The sequence below is a fragment of the Acinetobacter sp. GWC1_38_13 genome, assembly GCF_001767535.1.
Lineage (GTDB): Bacteria > Pseudomonadota > Gammaproteobacteria > Pseudomonadales > Moraxellaceae > Acinetobacter > Acinetobacter junii.
Map to the genome: position 1 here is coordinate 1 of NZ_MELG01000040.1, position 18,529 is coordinate 18,529.

An 18,529-nucleotide genomic window follows, 5' to 3' on the forward strand; every position below is an offset into this window, starting at 1 on the left:
TAAAGTGTTTGTTTGCACTCATATTTTAACTATTTAGACTCAGGTTTTTTTATTTAAAGCAAACTATGGGACAGTAGTGGGGTGGATAGTGCCGTTAATTTAATAGGACATGCAAATAAGGAAGCTGCTAGTAGCTATACTGCTTTACTTAAATATATGGACTATGAAAAAAGTATAAAAAGTAAAATATCGACAAGGAGACACTTTGCTGGCTTTGAAAGGCAATATGCCAGTGATATAAAAAGAATGAACCAAGCTGCAGGCCAAAAATTTTTTTCATGGAATCATGGAATTAATTATAAGAATGATAGAGATGCAATAAGACGTACTGTTTTTGTTCGAGCTAAAAATAATAGTAGTATTGATGAATATATTAAAAATATGGATGAAACCTCGAAAGTTAGTAAAGGTTTAAAATATGGTGGTCGTTTAGTTTTTGCTTGGGATATTATTAGCAGCGGGCAATCTGTTGCAGATGTTTATAAGACTGGTGATTCAGAGGCTACTAGAAAAGAAATTATTAAGCAAACTGGAAAAATTGAGGGGGGCTTATTGGTGGAGTTCTGGGAGCTAAAGCTGGAGCTGCAGTTGGTGCTATTGTAATAGGTGTTGCTGGAGGAACTGTTGGACTTCCAGTCCTTGTTGTATTAGGAGTAGCTGGTGTTGTATTTACTTTGGGTGGAGGATATTTGGGTGGAGTTACTGGTGCGACAATTGCAGAATATAGCTATGAAAGACTTAAATAATTGGGATTTATATGTTGCTTAAAGATTTATTAGTAATTTATTTATTATTATCTGTTGTGTTGTGGGCGATTTTTCACCAATTGGCTGCAAGATACGTGAATAGTAATGAAGGTTTGAAGAGTATATTTTATGGTAACTTGTATAAAAACAAATCAATGGATGTTGCTAATATTGAGGCAGTAATTTTAGGTGTTACTTTTATCAATATAATTTTCTTTATTTCGGAAAAAAGCTTAGAAAACTTTTTTGAAAAAAGAAAACTATTCTATGGGTTGAATTTTAACTCGGCAATAGAAGTAATAGATCAACATAAAAAAATATGGTTTTATATTAAGTCGTCAATTTTTTTTGGTTTTGCAATAGTAATAAGTTCCATTTTGTTCTTTTGGTTGTAAACGGCTTTGTTGCACAAAGGTTTGAAAGATAATGCTACCCTAATTGAGCTAAATTCAAGTGACAACTTCGGTATGAGGGCGACCTAATTCTGTGAATTTATTCAAAACTGCTACATGTGCATGAATCTCATTCACATGAATAGGAAAACTCCTTGCTGTTAATTTATCGTCTAATAATTTGATGCAATGCATTTTTGTTTCCGCTAAACTTCGACGATGATAACCAGACCATTTTTTCCAAAGTAACCTACCTAGTCGTTTGACTGTTTTTAATAATTCATTCCTCTCTAAAGATCTCAAGTTCTTATCTTTCCCAAGGCTTTGCATTCTTCCTAGGTGGAATGGCTGCATGTGCATCTCGATCTAAAATGACTTGTCGGCAGTGCTTTGTGTCATAAGCACCATCTGTATAGACTGAATCAATTTGTTCATCCAACGGAATTTGATCAAGCAAATCACCAAGCACCTGTGAATCACTCACATTGTTTGTTGTGAGCTGAACTGCTCGTATTTGAAGGGTCTTAGCATCTATACCAATATGAAGTTTGCGCCATTGGCGACGATATTCATGCTGATGTTTCTTACGCTTCCATTCGCCTTCATCTAAAAATTTTAACCCTGTAAAGTCGACGAGTAGATGTAACCCGTCACGACTTTTCTGATAGCTTATCGCAATATCAATATGCTTTTGTCGTCTACAGAGGGTGGAGTAATCTGGTGTGTCCACTTCAAACCACAGAGTTTAATCAGGCTTTGAGCAAAGCCAGTGACCATATGTTTAAAAAGACAGAATAGAGATTTAATCATTAAACAGCATTAAATCGCTGTATCGAAGCCTTCAAGAATAGCTTTGTGCAACAATGCCGTTTGAACTCAACTGATAGCCTTAATATTTATTTTTTTAAAATTCTATGGCTCATCCATAATTCGGATTATAACAATTCAATATCGACATATTGCCGAATCAAATTATCATCCAACATATGTACATAATCTAAAAATGCGACATTGAAACTACCCACAGTTTGAGCATGTTCATACGCCAATTTTCCAGCTATAGCAAAATGTATATGTGAAGCAAGTGCAGCAATTGTAGGCGTGCTAACAGCGTGATACGCAGCAGTCAATGCACCTAATGCACAGCCTGTTGCCGTTATTTTAGGTTGAAGATAGCAACCACCATTCACCTGAATCACTGTATTTAGTTGTTTTGAAATGATGAAATCGGATTCACCAGAAATCGCAATACACTCTGAATATTGCAATAAGCTTTTTGCTTGTTCATAAACATCTTGGCTGTTTAATGTGCTGTCTACACCTTTCGATTCTGTTTGATTACCAGCTAGGGTGCTAATTTCAGAAGCATTTGCCCGAATAATATTGGGTTTAAAGTTTAATAACTGGTCTACTGTCTCGCTCCGCCATCGCAAAACTGCTCCATAACCTACTGGATCAAGTACCCAAGGCGTTTGCTGCTGCTGTGCTGTCCGTGCAGAAATGAGCATCGCTTGCGTTTGTTCCGTCGTGGGGGTCCCAGTATTGATACTAAGCGCGGAACTAATTTTAGTGAATGCTTCAGTTTCAAAAGGATTGTCGATCATGGCTGGAGAAGCACCAGCAGCAAGCAAGATATTCGCAGTGTAATTCGTTGCAACGCTATTGGTGATACATTGAACAAGAGGAACTTTGTCTTGTAAGGAATGCCAAGCCTCAATCACTTGATCAATAAGCTGTTGTTTTAAAGACATATCGAATCCTTACTTTATGAAACTAGTTGCTAAATTTTAGCGTGTAAAATAGTGGTCTTGATGTTTACATTGGCGACAAATCAACGAAACATAATCTTTTGCATCATAATCAACCGCAAGATCATTCGAACCACAATACATACAACGCTTTACTGAATAAAAATTTAAACGTGGTTCAATCTTGCGCCATGACTTCCAAATTGGTTGGAAAAAAATACTTTCATCATAACCAAGAAATTTAAATAACAAGACTTCACTCATTTTACTCAACGGAATGTTATGAGGTCTTGGTAAAGTGCTTGTTTCCCAACGCTCAGTTGTTGCTCGTTCTCGATACTGCTCTAAGGTTTTTTTCAAGAGATTAGTGTTAATAAACTTTTCATTTTTAACTTGTAGCGCTTTTTGCTTATACAAATATTCCAATGCAGTTTGAATCAAATAAAAGAGTTGACCAACAGCTAGATTTTCCATTAATCGATAGCAAAAGCCTTGAAAAGAGCGATTACCTGCAATTTGGATACCCCACGTACGACAGTAAAATTGCATAAACTGGACAATTTCTTGATATAAAACAAGATAAAGTGCATCTTTTACTTCATCTACTGTTTTAAATGGAATGCCTAAACTTAAATTTTCGTAAAACCAATATCGAAGTTGCTGAGCAACACTGAATAAACTTGGATCAGAATAGCCATCAAGTCTTATATTTAAGTAAAAACTTTCTGTCTCGATACTTGAATCTGGAGATTTTAAGATTCCACTATTTAATAGCTCTTTAACAATTTGATTTTGAAATAAATAGTTTGGAGTAATCTCATGATACTTAATGTTTTTCCAATGAATGAGTTCATCATGTTGAACATCTTCACGGGCATATCCATCAAGTAGACTTAATAAGAACAACTTATGAATAAAGCTGAGCTGATTCAAGCTGTAGATGACTTCGTCTTTGACTTTGTATTTACGCTGTTCTTGAATTTTTGTTTGTTGTGTTTGTTTCTTACGCTGAGCTGTACATTGATCACAATGGCAATTTAACTTACTGCTATTTGTAAATACTCGATGTTGGCAATGGCTACATTCGTGAAATTGAATTTCTTGTGAATATTGTTCAGCTTCAACCCAATACATTGAAGCGTGGCATAAAGGGCAATGGCTACTTTCATCTAACTGTTTTTGTAGAATCTGTAATTCCATTGAATTATTACCTCTGAACCTCAAAACGGTAATTATACATGTAGAGCATAATCTATGATGTAAAGATTAAAATAGATTTACAACGATGGGAGGAGTTGGATATGTGGCAATAGTTTTGAGGTGAAATTGAAGATATTTAGATTGGATAGAATCTCAAATGGTGTTGTTGAATAATGCTAAAATGTGAAGTGGTTAATATTAGTTTTTCAATATGTGATTTTATTAAGAAATATTTTGATTTTAAGTAATTAAATATGCTCAAGTCTGATTGACTGCCAGTCAGCATTGTAATACATATGTATCTTAGATGGATCTATTTTGCATTACGGAGCGATTTATGCAAAAAAACTCACTCATCAAAGGACTCATGAGCATGTCATTAGCCTTATCTAGTTTGATGACTTTTGCAGCTACACCTGAAGGTTTTTGGAAAAGTATTGACGATCGAACAGGCGAACAACTTTCAATTATCGAATTAAAAAAGAAACCTGATAATACATATACTGGAACGATTGTGTATCGCTATCCAGTGCCAGGTGGAGCAGTATTGACGAACTGTGTTAAATGTCCTGAACCTTTTAAAAATAAACCAATCTTAGGACTGCAAATCGCTTGGGGTTTGAAAGAAGATCCTAAGAAACCGAATCAGTATATTGATGGTCGGGTCTTAGAGCCTAAAACTGGTAATATTTACAAAGGTAAAGCTCAGTTAAGTGCAGATGGTAAGCGTATGCGTATGAGAGGCTATATGGGCATCTCTGCACTAGGTCGTACGCAGGTATGGATTCGTACTGATAGCGCAAATCCATAATTTATACTTATTAGGAAAGCCCGAACAAAAATGTCAGGCTTTTTTATTTGAATAAAATATTGAAATTATGTGAACAATAACGATTAATCATGTTGCTTTTATAGTCAAAAGAACTCATGCGTACAGTGTAAATTGTTTAAAACTATGTTAGTTTTCACGCATTAAATCTATAAAGATGAATAATTTAGTTTTTAAAATGACGGGGTTAATATGTTGAATCAAATGCTCATGAAAGGAATCATGGGGCTTAGTTTATCGTTTGTGAGTGTGTTAGGTTTTTCTGCGTCTATCGAAGGTTACTGGAAAAGTATAGAAGAGCGTACAGGTGAGCAGCTTTCAATTGTTGAGATCCGTAAAGGAAATGATGGGCGTTATCACGGGAAAATTGTCTATCGTTATCCAAATTCACATGGTATTGCCTTAACAAACTGTTCAAAATGTCCTGCACCTTTTACCAATAAGCCGATATTGGGACTGCAAATTCTTTCAGGATTTAGAGAAGATCCAAATAAACCTGACTCATATATTGATGGTCGTGTGTTGGAACCGACTTCGGGTCGCATCTATAAAGGCAAGGGTATTGTAACTGGCGAAGGAAAGCGTCTTCGTATGCGTGGTTATATGGGTGTTTCTGCTCTCGGGCGAACGGTTGTTTGGCTAAGAACGGATAGTGCTAATCCATAACTTCTAAATGAATAAAAAAACCTCGATTAATTCGAGGTTTTTTGTTGAGTTGAATTTGATTAAACAGGGCATGGTAAATTTTCGTCCTCCTGACAGATTTTTTTAGCAGTGAGTAAGGCTTGTACCTTTTTGGTTGGGACTTTTTCTTTACCTAAGGCATCGTAAGTATTCACAATATTTGTTACTTCAATTGGTGTAATACAAATGCCTTCTGCTGATAAAAAGACTGAAATAACTTGATGATCAATTCCAGCCGTTGCGAGATCGTGAATTGCTTTAATGTTTTCTAAACGATATAGATGCGCTTTTAATTCCATAATAAAACCCTCACTTGTTATTTTTACATACCTACTTTGGCATATATGATTAAGCAATAACCGTGCACAAAATGTTAAACACAGCAAAAAAATGTAAGTTAGTCGATGAGTAACATTTGCTTTTGTATTTTTGATTTAAGAATGGAAAACAGTGTTGTAATTTTGTCTAAACGATAAGTTGATTCAACGTTTAAATTTGAAATTCGTTTATACAAACCCAATAAAACTAATCAAAGTGATACTGTGGTTCTAAAGACAGGATTTATAAGTTGGCGTATGATTTGCAAATCAAGAAGTCTTGCCAACAAGACCATCTAACGACATGATGAAAGATTAAGGATTACTGATGAATATTGCGGCGCAACCTCCTGTACAAGTAGATCAAACCATTTATTTGAAAGACTATCAAAAACCATCTTTTTTAGTTGAATCAATCAACTTAGATATACAAGTCTATGATGATTATACGATTGTTGATTCAACATTAGTGATGAAGCGACAAGCGACAGGTGCTTTAGTTTTATTAGGACGCGATTTAGAACTTAAATCCATTCGACTCAACGGTGAATTATTAACTGCCGATCAATATGAGTTAGATACAGAGCAATTAACGATCACCGATGCACCAGATGAGGTCATTATTCAAACTCAGGTGATCATTCACCCAGAGTCTAATACCCAACTGGAAGGTTTATATAAGGCAGGTGATTTATTTGTTACCCAAAATGAACCTGAAGGTTTCCGCAAAATTACCTTTTATCCAGATCGTCCTGATGTATTGTCTGTCTTCACAACGCGTGTAGAAGCAGACAAAAAATATCCTGTTTTATTGGCAAACGGTAACTTACTGGAAACGGGTGAGGCAGGTGAAGATCGTCATTTTGCAATTTGGCAAGATCCAACCAAGAAACCAAGTTACTTATTCGCCTGTGTGATTGGTGATTTAGCGGTATTGAGAGATCGTTATACAACTTCTGAAGGTCGTGATGTTGCCTTAGAAATTTACGCGATCGAGAAAGATATTCCAAAATGTCATATTGCGATGGAAGCATTAAAGCATTCGATGCGTTGGGATGAGGAACATTATGGTCGTCCTTATGATCTAGACAACTATATGATTGTGGCAGTCAGCCAATTCAATATGGGGGCGATGGAGAATAAAGGCTTAAATATCTTTAATACCTCTTGTGTACTCGCTGATGAAGAATTTACGACTGATGCTGCAATCATGCGTGTTCAATCGGTGATTGCACATGAATATTTCCATAACTGGACTGGTAACCGTATTACTTGTCGTGATTGGTTTCAGCTTTGCTTAAAAGAAGGCTTAACTGTATTCCGAGATCAGTCTTTCTCTGAGGATTTACAGTCGGCAGCAGTACAGCGTATCGATGATGTTGCTGTATTAAAAGCACATCAATTCCCTGAAGATGCAGGTCCTTTATCTCATCCTCCTCGTCCAGATCATTTTGTGGAAATCAATAATTTCTACACAGCGACAGTTTATGAAAAAGGTGCGGAAATTAACCGCATGATGGCGACCTTATTAGGTAAAGAAAAATATCGTAAAGGCACAGATGAATATTTCCTTCGTCATGATGGTCAAGCGGTTACTGTTGAAGATTGGGTTGCTGCACTCAGTGCAGGCTCAGGTGTGGATTTATCAAATTTCCTTACGTGGTATAACCAACCAGGTACACCTAAGCTAGAAGCGAAAGGTGAATATGATGCGGCTGCAAAAACCTATCATTTGAGCTTGAAACAAAGTCTAAAAGCACATCCTAAATATCCAAACTTGAAAGCTGTGCCAATCCCAGTTGCTTTAGCATTGTTCAATGCAAAAACAGGTGAGCAGTACACTTTGCATAGTGCTGATCTGTTTGTAAATGATGTGAAAGATGGCGTTTACCTATTTGATCAAGATGAAGCTATTATTGAATTTACAGATGTGACCGAACAACCAGTCGCTTCATTACTACGCAATTTCTCTGCACCAGTGAATTTAAGCTTTGATTATTCAAATGATGATTTGGCTTTCTTGATTCAACATGAAACCAATGGTTTTAACCAATGGCAAGCGACACAAACGTTGCTAGAACGTATTTTATTAGCAGATCATCAAGCAGATACCTATATCGAAGCAATTAAAAATACGCTGCCTGATTTGGTCAATAAAGATCCTTTACTAGCATCACGGTTGTTTGACGTTCCAAGTGAAAGTTATTTAGGTAGCCGTATCGATCAAGATTATGAACCAGAATTAGTACGTGAAAAACGTGAAGCAGTTATAAATCGTTTGGCGCGTGAACTTGGTTCATTCTGGAAAGAAACCTATTTAGCGCTTGATCCTGACTTGCAGAAAGAATTTTCTTTGGCAATGGGTGTGCGTGCATTGAAAAACATCATGTTAAATATGTTGGCACGTCAAGGTGATGAATCTGCTTTCGATTTGGCTTATCAGCAATATCAGCAAACAGGAAATATGTCTGAGCGTTTAGGTGCTTTGCGGGTTCTTGTTTGGAATGATGCACCTCAAGCCCAGTCGGTATTGGATGATTTCTATAATCGTTTCAAAGATGAAGCTTTATCTTTAGATCAATGGTTTACGATTCAGTCATCTAACCCTAATGCGACTGCTGAAACCATAGAATACCTCACTAAGCATCCTGATTATGATCTAGGTACACCGAATCGTATTCGCTCTGTGAGTGGTGGATTATCTAATAGTCCCGTGAATACATGGAGTTTTGGCGTTGAACATTTCATTAATCTTGCGACTTATCTTGATGAGAAAAATCCAATTTTAGGTTCTCGTTTATTACAAGTGTTGTCACGTTGGTACACCTTAGCCGAACCTCAGCGTTCTCAGGTACAGCAAGCACTTAAAGCGATGCAGCCGAAAGTTAAATCTAAGAATGTTTCTGAAACACTAAATTCTTTACTCAGTATTTAATCTAAAGTAAGTTTTACCTTTAACCACAATCGTTTACGGTTGTGGTTATTGTTTTTTATCATTTATAGAATTTCCCTCAATTAAAAAATTATAAAAAATAGAAATGGGAGCATTATAGGAATAATCACACATGGCTTTGAGTGTATTTGATCTTTTTAAAATCGGTGTAGGTCCTTCAAGTTCACATACTGTCGCACCGATGCGAGCAGCATATCGTTTTGTCGAGGTATTACAACAACGCCGTGATTTAGAAAAGGTCAAACAGATTAAAATTTACTTATACGGTTCATTATCTTCAACAGGAATTGGTCATGCTACAGACAAAGCAACTTTACTGGGGCTAATGGGTAATGATCCTGAAACAATCAATATTTTAGAAAGTCATTTAACTCTAGAACACGATTTAAACTCTAAAATTTTAAAAATTGCAGGAACTCACTCCATTCCATTTGATGCGAATCAAGATATCCTCTTTATAGATGAAGCTTTGCCTTATCACCCGAATGCAATGAAAATTATTGCATTTGATCAGCAAAAAAATGAAGTCTATGCCAATACTTATTATTCGATTGGGGGAGGTTTTATCTTAGATGAGAGTCATATAGACCAAGGAAGTTTTATTGAAGATAAAACTCAGATTCCTTATCCATTTCAAAGCGCAAAGGAACTGTTAGCACTTTGCAAAAAGTATCAGTTCAGCATTAGTTATTTGATGCTAGAAAATGAAAAAAGCTGGCGAACTGAAACTGAGATACGTGAAAAAATCATGGCAATTTGGCATGTGATGCAATCTTGTATTCAAAGTGGTTTACAGCATGATGGCATTTTGGCAGGTGGATTAAATGTAAAACGTCGCGCGAAAAGTATTCACCAACGGTTATTAAGAAAAGAACATAGCAATCTGATCGCGACCACTTTTAATGCAATGGAATGGGTGAATTTATTTGCACTTGCAGTAAATGAGGAAAATGCAGCAGGTGGTCGAGTCGTGACTGCACCGACCAATGGTGCGGCTGGCATTATCCCCGCAGTTTTATCTTATTACGTGAATTTTTCCGAAGATGAATCTGAGGATACGATTGTAAAATTCTTTTTAAGTGCCGCAGCAGTTGGGATTTTATGTAAATTGAATGCTTCTATTTCTGGTGCTGAGGTTGGCTGTCAGGGTGAGGTCGGTTCAGCATGTGCAATGGCCTCAGCTGGTTTAGCTGAAATTCTAAATGGAACACCTGAACAAGTTGAACATGCTGCCGAAATTGGATTGGAACATAATCTAGGACTGACTTGTGATCCTGTGGGGGGCTTAGTACAAATTCCATGTATCGAACGTAATGCTATTGCTGCTGTAAAAGCCATTAACGCAGCACAGATGGCGCTCAATGGTGATGGTGAACATTATGTTTCTTTGGATAAAGTCATTCAAACCATGAAAGAGACAGGCAAAGACATGTCCGATAAATATAAAGAAACCTCGAAAGGAGGTTTAGCTGTAAATTCGATAGAGTGTTAAGCATTATTTAAATGATTGAAAAACAGAAATTGGAAATCTCATAGAAAGGATGTTTATAGCATCCTTTTTATTTGACAATTAGTATTGTCATAAATAGTATGTGATTAATTTTAAAACAAGATGGATCATTAACATGGAAATAAAAACAATCACATTACCCACACGTGACATAGAAGTAGAAGTTTATGCACCTGCTGAAAAATCAGAAAAAGTACCTGCTATTTTATTGCTACATGAGTTGTTTGGCGTACTTGATGTCTATCGTGAAGATGCTCAAGATTTAGCAGACCGTGGTTATTTGGTTTATGTACCCAATTTATTTAGTGGAGGTGCAGTTAAATACTGTATTCGTGCAATGGTCAGTAAGGCTGGGCGGATCAATGCTGCGGATAGTGATGTTAATCAAGAGATTCATGTATTACTTGATGCGTTAAAGGCTGACCCACGCTCAAATGGTCGACTTGGTATGCTTGGTCAATGCTTAACAGGTGGTTACGTTATCCAAATGGCAAAACGTGAAGATATGCTTGCACCTGTGGTTTATCATCATTCTTTGGGTATTCAGGGTGCAGGTGTACCGAAAAAAGAATCCTTGGATGATATCCGAATTCTACAAGGTCATTGGTCAACTGTAGACCCATTTTGCCCAGCAACGAAACGTAACAAACTCATCAATCAGTTAGGTGATCGTGTAGAAGCTTATACTTATAATATGCCGCATGGTTTCCGCAGTGTGAGTCGAGGTTTACCCGAGGCGAAAGTCGTTTGGCAGCGAACCTTAGATTTCTTCGAAAGAGAACTAAAACAAAATTCAATATAAATAAAATTAAGAGAAGTTTATTATTCTTCAATGTTTATGAATATTTACAAAGAAAAAGGAGAGGGGTAAATGTCTTATAAATACGAATATGCTGGTTTTTGGATTCGTTTAGTTGCTTCCATTATCGACTCAATCATTGTCGTTGTTGCTTTGCTACCAATTACGCTTTTATTTGGTAGGGAAGCAACGAGCTATTCATTTCAAATGACTACAGCATCAGATTGGTTTTGGCAAATTTTGATGGCAGTGTTCTATATTTTTTGTTGGGTTAAATTTGCAGGTACACCGGGTAAACGTCTATTACGCTTAAAAGTTTTAGATGAAAAAACTGGAAATCATGTCACTGTTGGGCAAGGGATTATCCGTTATATCGGCTACATACCTGCCACGCTTGTTTTGTTTATTGGACTTATTTGGGTTGCATTTGATTCAAAAAAGCAAGGTTGGCATGACAAAATGGCAAAAACAGTTGTTGTGAGAGAGTTGTAAAAATAAGGCTGACTGTTGCCAATATTATCTTCGTAAAAATCGCCGTATATGGCGATTTTTTTATATTTAAGTATCAAATTTCAAAACATTAGGAAAGATCATCCCACCAATGTTGTATAAGTCTCGAATAGATTCACATAGAATAATCAAGAATTGATAAAAATGAGAACGATATGAGTTCAGAGGCACATTCGATGAGTTTAATTGCACCAGTAGTTTTACTGGCGGCAGCCGTAATCGCGGTACCAATCTTTAAACGTATAGGATTAGGTTCGGTCTTAGGATATTTGATTGCTGGCTTGGTAATTGGTCCATTTGGGTTTGCCTTTTTTCATGATTCTGCCGCAATTCTGCATGTAGCCGAACTTGGAATCGTCATGTATTTATTCGTGATCGGTTTAGAAATGCAACCATCACATCTATGGAGTTTAAGACGGGAAATCTTTGGATTAGGCACCTTACAAATAATCGTCTGTGCTTTGGCGTTAACAGGTGTCGGGCTGTTATTTGGATTCACATGGCAAGTTGCTTTTATTGGTGCAGCTGGGTTTGTATTGACTTCAACAGCCATCGTAATGCAACTGCTTGGTGATCGTGGAGACATTAATCAACCTCATGGGCAAAAAATTGTCTCAATTTTATTGTTTGAAGATTTGCTGATCGTACCTTTACTTGCCATTGTAGCCTTCATGGCACCGAACCACGTCGTGGAAAGTACTTCAACTCGTTTAGAAAGCATCGGTCTTGGATTAATTGCAATTGCAGGTTTGATTGCAGCAGGGTATTGGTTACTGAATCCATTGTTCAGATTATTAGCTGCAGCTAAGGCTAGAGAGGTGATGACAGCTGCTGCATTACTCGTTGTGTTAGGTGCAGCACTGTTAATGCAAGTTAGTGGTTTATCGATGGCAATGGGAGCTTTTCTCGCAGGGGTCTTATTATCTGAATCCACATTTAGACATCAAATTGAAGCGGATATCGAACCATTTAGAGGAATTTTACTTGGGCTGTTTTTCTTAGGTGTAGGGATGTCTCTAGACTTATCCGTAGTGAAACAGAATTGGCAATTGATCGTCAGTGGTGTGATTGCAATGATGTTTGCAAAGGCATTGATGATTTATATTGTTGCTCGCATAACTAAAAGTTCGCACACCGAAGCTTTAGATCGTGCTTTATTGATGGCTCAAGGTGGTGAGTTTGCCTTTGCTCTGTTTTCTACTGCTGTCTCCGCTCAAGTCATTGATAATACCGTTAAGTCGAATCTAACAGCAATTATTGTACTGTCTATGGTATTGACTCCAATCTTAGGCATTGTGTTTAAACGTTTTACCGAAACCAAAGATCAGATCAATTTAGACAATGTCAATATTGCTGAAGGCTTGAGTGGCAGTATTCTAATGATTGGTTTTGGCCGTTTTGGACAGGTGACCAGTCAATTATTACTGGCAAGAGGCGTTGATGTCACCATTATTGATAATGACATTGACATGATTCAAAACGCGGAAAAATTCGGTTTTAAAATCTATTATGGTGATGGTTGCCGTCTGGATATTCTGCATGCTTCAGGGGCGGCTACGGCGCAGGCAATCGTGGTGTGTGTCGATAGTAAAGAAACCACCAATCGAATTGTGAAGCTGGTGACGCACGAATTTCCACTGGCCAAGCTGCTGGTACGTTCCTATGACCGCGAACACTCACTTTATTTAGTCAAGCAAAAAGTGGATTATATGATTCGTGAAACCTTTGAATCTGCAATCAAGTTTGGCGGCGTGATTTTGCAAGAACTGGGTGTCGATGAAGATGAGGTTCAGCGCATCACCGATGAAATTCGTGAGCGTGATGATGAGCGTTTTGAAACAGAAATCGCTGCGGATGACGTTTATGCAGGTGTGGGTCTGCAATATACCAATGCACATCCACGTCCAACTGCACCATTAATTCGACCTAAACAGGCTGGACGCATTTTAAATGATGAAGAGGCGCAGAAAGATTTGGATGAAAAATAACGGTTAGCCAATTATATTCTTAAATAAGCCTTAGGATACTAAGGCTTATTTTTGAGTTTAAACTTGAATAAGATTAAAACAAAAATACCTAAAATTAATCCCCAAAATGCTGAACCTATACCCCAAAATTGAATACCTGAAGCACTGCACAAAAAAGTTAATAAAGCAGCTTCACGTTCTTCTACATTTGAGAATGCAATTGCAATATTATGGCTAATTGTTGCAAACAGTGCGATACCTGCGAGTGCGACAATAAAGATCTGCGGAAATGACATCAGCAAACTGACGAGAGTTGCAGCAAAAAGTCCCATTAAAATATAAAAAATACCGCAACTGATTCCTGCAATATAACGTTTACTCGGATCAGGATGAACTTGGTCATCTAAACTTACAGCAGCGCTGATCGCAGCAAGATTTACTGAAAAGCAGCCAAATGGTGCAGAAATCATATGGGCAACACCTGTCCAACCTACAAGTTGATTGACATGAGGGTGATAACCATAACTTTTAATCATTGCGATCCCAGGCAAGTTTTGTGAAGTCATATTAATTACAAACAAGGGTAATGCTAAACCAAGAATTGCGGACCAAGAAAATGACGGCTGCATCCAAATCGGTTGAGTGAGTGACCAAGAAATTGCTTGAAGTTTAAAATCAATAAACAGTGGGCAAATTGCTGCACCTAAGATTACGGTAAGTACGATGCTATATCGAGGAAATAAGCGTTTTGAAACCAGATAAATAATGAGCATGCTAAGAATGAAACCAAGGTGAGTTTCTAAGCTACTAAATATCTGAATTCCAAATTTTAATAAAATTCCTGCCAACATGGCACAAGTTAGACTTTGAGGAATATGTGCTAATAACTTTTGGAAAATACCTGAGAATCCAACTAGTGCGATTGCAACCCCACAGACAAGGAAAGCACCTATAGCCTCATATAAATCGTAATGTCCTGTAGAGGCAATAATCAATGCAATGCCGGGTGTAGACCATGCAGTAGCAACGGGATATTTATACTTCCAAGAGAGGATTAATCCAGATAAACCGATTGCAAGCCCAAGTGCCCAGAACCAAGAGCTAATTTGTGCTGTATTTGCACCTAGAGATTGAGCGCCTTGAATAACTAATATTGCAGATACACTGATACCAATCAGAAAGGTAATAAAACCCGCAAAAACGGCTGGGATAGAAAAATCTTGGATTACACGTTGCATCTATGCATCTTTAATTGATTAAAATTTATTGAAAAGTATAGCGTTAATGTTCTCTAAATCGTAGCTAAAAGATGATTGAATAAATTGATTAGTTGTTCAAATATGTATTAAGAAATGGTAGAAGTAGCCAAACGCAAACCGAAACCAAAGAATAAAATGCCGACAATAAAAATCCCGCTTGCCGCTAGTTTATAGTTATCTTTAAAAAAGCCTGCCAATTTTACACCTGAAAAAATGAGTGCTGTTAAATAACTAAAACTAATGATTTGCAAAATGATCGCTAAGATCAAAAAACTTAATGCAGGATATGCATAATTGGGTTCTACAAATTGCACGAAAAAAGATAAGAAAAAAAGGATGGCTTTAGGATTGAGGAGGCTAATGCTCAATGCAGTACGATAGGGATGTACTTTATCAAGTTGAGGTAAATCAGCTAGTTCAGCATTGATTGGTGGTTTTTTCCAAGTTTGATAAGCACCTTGTAGTAATTTAAAACCTAAGTATGCGAGATAACATGCACCTGTTAATTTTAAAATAATAAATAGGATCGGAAATGCTTTAAGTAAAGATGCTGCACCAAGTACCGTGCAAAGAATTAATACGAAATCACCTGTAAAAACTCCGCATGCGGCTAAATAGCCAGTTCGAATACCATAGCGAGAAGCAACGGACATTACGTATAAAGAGTTCGGACCAGGTAATAACACAATTAAGATTGTACCAATAATATAAGTGGTTAAATCTGTTATACCAAACACGATGAACTCATAAGAAAAACTGATTTTCGTTAATATAACAAAAATCAGTTTTTATAGGTGAAAAATCGACTAATTAAGCTTTGATTTCAGCATCAATACCAAAAGACTGACGTAGTAGTAAACTTAACTGATCACGTGCTTTGATAAAGCCATCAATACCGCCTTGTAGTAATTGAAACGCCATCAAATCTTGCTCTAATTCTGTCTTAAAGCTTTCTTTGGTTTGTGTAGTACGCTCGATTTTCTCAGCTAGTTTTGCCGTTGCTTCGCTTAATTGTGGTTCAACAATTTGCTGGTCTTGCTCTAGTTGAGCCAAAAGATTTGGAGCAATCGTTAGTAAATCACAACCTGCTAAACCAAGTACTTGTGCTGTACTGCGGAAACTTGCACCCATCACTTGAGTTGGAATGCCTTGTTGCTTGTAGTAGTTATAAATCTTTTTCACTGATAATACGCCAGGATCTTTTTCAATCGGGTATTGGTCTACACCTTCAGCTTTTTTATACCAGTCTAAGATACGACCCACAAATGGAGAGATCAACGTAATTTTCGCATCTGCGCATGCCTGAGCTTGATGCAAACCAAACAGTAAGGTGAGATTACATGGAATACCTTCAGCTTCTAAAACTTTTGCAGCTTGAATACCTTCCCATGTCGAAGCAATCTTGATCAAGATACGTGATTGATCGATACCATATCCTTTATACAGTTGTGAAAGTTCACGCGCCTTAGCAATCGTTGCTTCAGTATCATAAGAAAGAGATGCATCCACTTCAGTTGAAACACGACCATCAATCAGTTTTAAAATTTCAACACCAAATTTGACAGTCAAAATATCAATTGTACGCTCAATTAATGCATCACTTTGATAGCCTTCTTCTTTTGCTTGATAATAAGCATCTTCAATTAGTTCTTTGCTTTCAGGCTGTTCTGCTGCAGCAGTAATCAATGATGGATTTGTTGTTGCATCAAGAGGACGGAATTTTTCAATTGCTTCTAAATCACTACTATCAGCTACAACGGTTGTTAAATTCTTTAATTGGACTAATGCATTTTGAGTCATTGATATAACGTTCTTAATAAACAAAATTATAGGTAACTTCTTTATAGCACAAACTAAAAGAAAGCAAAGCACCGTTCACTGGATTTAAATACCGAATTACTATTTTATATTTGTTCTTTACGTTGTTTACGTATGTGCTCAATTAAAAATTGGGCAGCAGCGCCTAAATTACTTTCTCGACTCCATACCAAATCAACATAATATTCGAATTTAGGTGTGAAGTCGTAGATCTCTAAAACCTTTAATTTTTTCTTCAGTTCTGGGTTCTCATTGAACATTTCTAATGGCAATACACCCCAACCCAGATTTCTCACAATCATCATACATGCTGAATGATGGTTATCAGTGCGCCAGTACTCTTTAGAAAATAGGAGTTCTGGCTTGATGGTATTGTCCCGACTTGCGACAACAATTTGGCGTGTTTGCACCATTTGCTCAAATGAAACTTTATTCAACTGTGCGATGGGATGATTGATTGAGATGACAGGTATTAAAGCTTCTCTTTTTAACTCAACAAATTGTTCGCGGCTATCCAATTGTTCACGTTCAAACATTAAAGCCAGCTGAGCAGATTGATCGAGCAACATTTGTAAAGCATCTTCCTGTGGAGCAGAGACGATATTGATAGCTAAACTCGGAAAGTTTTGTTCGAGCAATGTGATGTAATCTGTCCAATTGGTGTGCAATAGTTCTGATACCACGACAATATTTAATGTGGATTCCAGACCGTTACTCAACGCGTGCGCATGCTGCTTCCATTGATTCATTTCAATCAAAAGCAATTGAGTTTTTTCATACAGCACTTTTGCCGCATCAGTAGGAATAGGTTCACGTCCGATACGGTCAAATAAATTGAGGTTTAAATCAATTTCTAAGTTTGCAATCGACATGCTTACCGCAGAAGGGACTTTACCTAACTTTCGTGCTGCTGCTGAGAATGAACCTGTTTCCATGACGGTTTGGAACATGAGTAGTTGTTCTTGATTTATATTCATCTGTCAATAAAACTGAAAGAATCTGATTGGATTGATCAAAATTATAAAAATAAAATGAGCCATATCCAAACAAAAGAGTGTTTTAAAAATGTTGATTTCCAAAAGAAGACTCATTCATGCGATCAGTTATGAAGTGATTTTATTGGTCATCATCGCTATCGCGTTAAGTTTTATTTTTAGTATGCCACTTGAAGTCACAGGTGTTTTAGGTGTGATCATGGCTGTTATTTCAGTGATCTGGAATATGATCTTTAATCACTATTTCGAGAAAGTTGAGTTTAAATATCAGTGGGAAAGAACGATACCTGTTCGTATTATGCATGCTATAGGGTTTGAGGGCGGTTTGATGCTCGCAACTATTCCAATTATTGCTTATATGATGAATATGTCATTTATCGAAGCATTGATTCTAGATTTTGGTTTGACCATGTGTATTCTGGTTTATACATTTATTTTCCAATGGTGCTATGACACGATTGAAAACCGTTTCTTTCCAAATGCAAAATTTGCATCTTAAAAGTAAATGAGTTTATAAAAAGCACTTTTCTGAGTGAGTTGAAGAGTGCTTTTTTTATGCAAAGAGATTCCATTTAGTGAGCATAAAGCTTGGATTATAAATTTAGATTTTAAAATTGAACTATCAAAATGCGATCTTTTTATTAATCTTCAAAATAGCCTAAGTAAAATTCAATGATAATTATCAAATATAGAATTTCTTATTTATCTAAAAAACATCATGCTAAACTAAGCCACTTGTCCTTTAAATTGCACGATTTTCTCTATGTTTCAACAAGAAATCTCTCAATTAAACTTACAACAA

The 18,529-nt window shown here is 36.8% G+C and carries 17 protein-coding genes and 1 pseudogene; 10 read left to right on the forward strand and 8 right to left on the reverse strand.

What is annotated here, in order from left to right; genetic code table 11:
- The first annotated feature begins 81 nt into the window (after positions 1 to 81).
- Positions 82 to 603, forward strand: a complete 522-nt coding sequence (locus A2003_RS04090; protein ID WP_228270802.1) for a hypothetical protein — start codon at positions 82 to 84, stop codon at positions 601 to 603.
- A gap of 154 nt (positions 604 to 757) precedes the next feature.
- Positions 758 to 1,141: a hypothetical protein gene (locus A2003_RS04095; protein WP_075696643.1), complete on the forward strand. Its 384-nt coding sequence runs from the start codon at positions 758 to 760 to the stop codon at positions 1,139 to 1,141.
- A 54-nt stretch (positions 1,142 to 1,195) separates the two neighbouring features.
- Here A2003_RS04095 and A2003_RS04100 read toward each other — a convergent pair.
- The 3 genes and pseudogenes from A2003_RS04100 to A2003_RS04110 form a co-directional block, all read right to left on the reverse strand.
- A pseudogene (locus A2003_RS04100) lies at positions 1,196 to 1,957 on the reverse strand (IS5 family transposase); the annotation flags it as partial.
- Between the two features lie 116 nt (positions 1,958 to 2,073).
- Positions 2,074 to 2,889 (reverse strand): hydroxyethylthiazole kinase, encoded by an 816-nt coding sequence (thiM, locus tag A2003_RS04105; protein ID WP_136700194.1) that lies wholly within the window; start codon positions 2,887 to 2,889, stop codon positions 2,074 to 2,076.
- A gap of 36 nt (positions 2,890 to 2,925) precedes the next feature.
- Positions 2,926 to 4,086: a hypothetical protein gene (locus A2003_RS04110; protein ID WP_004962803.1), complete on the reverse strand. Its 1,161-nt coding sequence runs from the start codon at positions 4,084 to 4,086 to the stop codon at positions 2,926 to 2,928.
- Between the two features lie 337 nt (positions 4,087 to 4,423).
- Here A2003_RS04110 and A2003_RS04115 point away from each other — a divergent pair, with 337 nt between their 5' ends.
- Entirely contained in the window at positions 4,424 to 4,897 is a 474-nt protein-coding gene (locus A2003_RS04115) for a DUF2147 domain-containing protein (RefSeq protein ID WP_286686843.1), read from the forward strand.
- Positions 4,898 to 5,107: 210 nt separating this feature from the next.
- On the forward strand, positions 5,108 to 5,581 hold the full coding sequence (locus A2003_RS04120; RefSeq protein ID WP_286686844.1) for a DUF2147 domain-containing protein: 474 nt from the start codon (positions 5,108 to 5,110) through the stop codon (positions 5,579 to 5,581).
- A gap of 59 nt (positions 5,582 to 5,640) precedes the next feature.
- On the opposite strand, the gene A2003_RS04125 is transcribed toward A2003_RS04120, so the two are convergent.
- Positions 5,641 to 5,898, reverse strand: coding sequence for a hypothetical protein (locus tag A2003_RS04125; RefSeq protein ID WP_087540331.1), 258 nt, complete (start codon positions 5,896 to 5,898; stop codon positions 5,641 to 5,643).
- 346 nt (positions 5,899 to 6,244) lie between these two features.
- On the opposite strand from A2003_RS04125, the gene pepN reads away from it, so the two are divergent.
- From pepN to A2003_RS04150, 5 genes are all read left to right on the forward strand, one after another.
- Positions 6,245 to 8,851, forward strand: coding sequence for an aminopeptidase N (gene pepN / locus A2003_RS04130; RefSeq protein WP_286686845.1), 2,607 nt, complete (start codon positions 6,245 to 6,247; stop codon positions 8,849 to 8,851).
- A gap of 130 nt (positions 8,852 to 8,981) precedes the next feature.
- Complete coding sequence (locus tag A2003_RS04135) at positions 8,982 to 10,361, forward strand: L-serine ammonia-lyase (RefSeq protein ID WP_286686846.1); 1,380 nt, start codon at positions 8,982 to 8,984, stop codon at positions 10,359 to 10,361.
- Positions 10,362 to 10,494: 133 nt separating this feature from the next.
- Positions 10,495 to 11,181, forward strand: coding sequence for a dienelactone hydrolase family protein (locus tag A2003_RS04140; protein ID WP_004912073.1), 687 nt, complete (start codon positions 10,495 to 10,497; stop codon positions 11,179 to 11,181).
- A gap of 69 nt (positions 11,182 to 11,250) precedes the next feature.
- Positions 11,251 to 11,670, forward strand: a complete 420-nt coding sequence (locus A2003_RS04145; protein WP_004954991.1) for an RDD family protein — start codon at positions 11,251 to 11,253, stop codon at positions 11,668 to 11,670.
- 173 nt (positions 11,671 to 11,843) lie between these two features.
- The gene (locus A2003_RS04150) at positions 11,844 to 13,676 is read left to right on the forward strand and encodes a monovalent cation:proton antiporter-2 (CPA2) family protein (RefSeq protein ID WP_286686847.1); all 1,833 of its coding nucleotides are present in this window, start codon (positions 11,844 to 11,846) and stop codon (positions 13,674 to 13,676) included.
- A 38-nt stretch (positions 13,677 to 13,714) separates the two neighbouring features.
- Here the strand turns inward: A2003_RS04150 and A2003_RS04155 are convergent, their stop codons facing one another.
- From A2003_RS04155 to aceR, 4 genes are all read right to left on the reverse strand, one after another.
- The gene (locus A2003_RS04155) at positions 13,715 to 14,893 is read right to left on the reverse strand and encodes a benzoate/H(+) symporter BenE family transporter (protein ID WP_286686848.1); all 1,179 of its coding nucleotides are present in this window, start codon (positions 14,891 to 14,893) and stop codon (positions 13,715 to 13,717) included.
- Between the two features lie 107 nt (positions 14,894 to 15,000).
- A complete protein-coding gene (gene leuE / locus A2003_RS04160) occupies positions 15,001 to 15,651 on the reverse strand; it encodes a leucine efflux protein LeuE (protein WP_005402397.1) in 651 nt (216 codons plus the stop codon).
- A 73-nt stretch (positions 15,652 to 15,724) separates the two neighbouring features.
- Positions 15,725 to 16,714, reverse strand: coding sequence for a transaldolase (gene tal, locus A2003_RS04165; RefSeq protein WP_005402398.1), 990 nt, complete (start codon positions 16,712 to 16,714; stop codon positions 15,725 to 15,727).
- Positions 16,715 to 16,818: 104 nt separating this feature from the next.
- Complete coding sequence (gene aceR, locus A2003_RS04170) at positions 16,819 to 17,709, reverse strand: HTH-type transcriptional regulator AceR (protein WP_286686849.1); 891 nt, start codon at positions 17,707 to 17,709, stop codon at positions 16,819 to 16,821.
- Between the two features lie 88 nt (positions 17,710 to 17,797).
- Here aceR and aceI point away from each other — a divergent pair, with 88 nt between their 5' ends.
- Complete coding sequence (gene aceI, locus A2003_RS04175) at positions 17,798 to 18,226, forward strand: chlorhexidine efflux PACE transporter AceI (RefSeq protein WP_112987090.1); 429 nt, start codon at positions 17,798 to 17,800, stop codon at positions 18,224 to 18,226.
- Positions 18,227 to 18,529 lie beyond the last annotated feature (303 nt).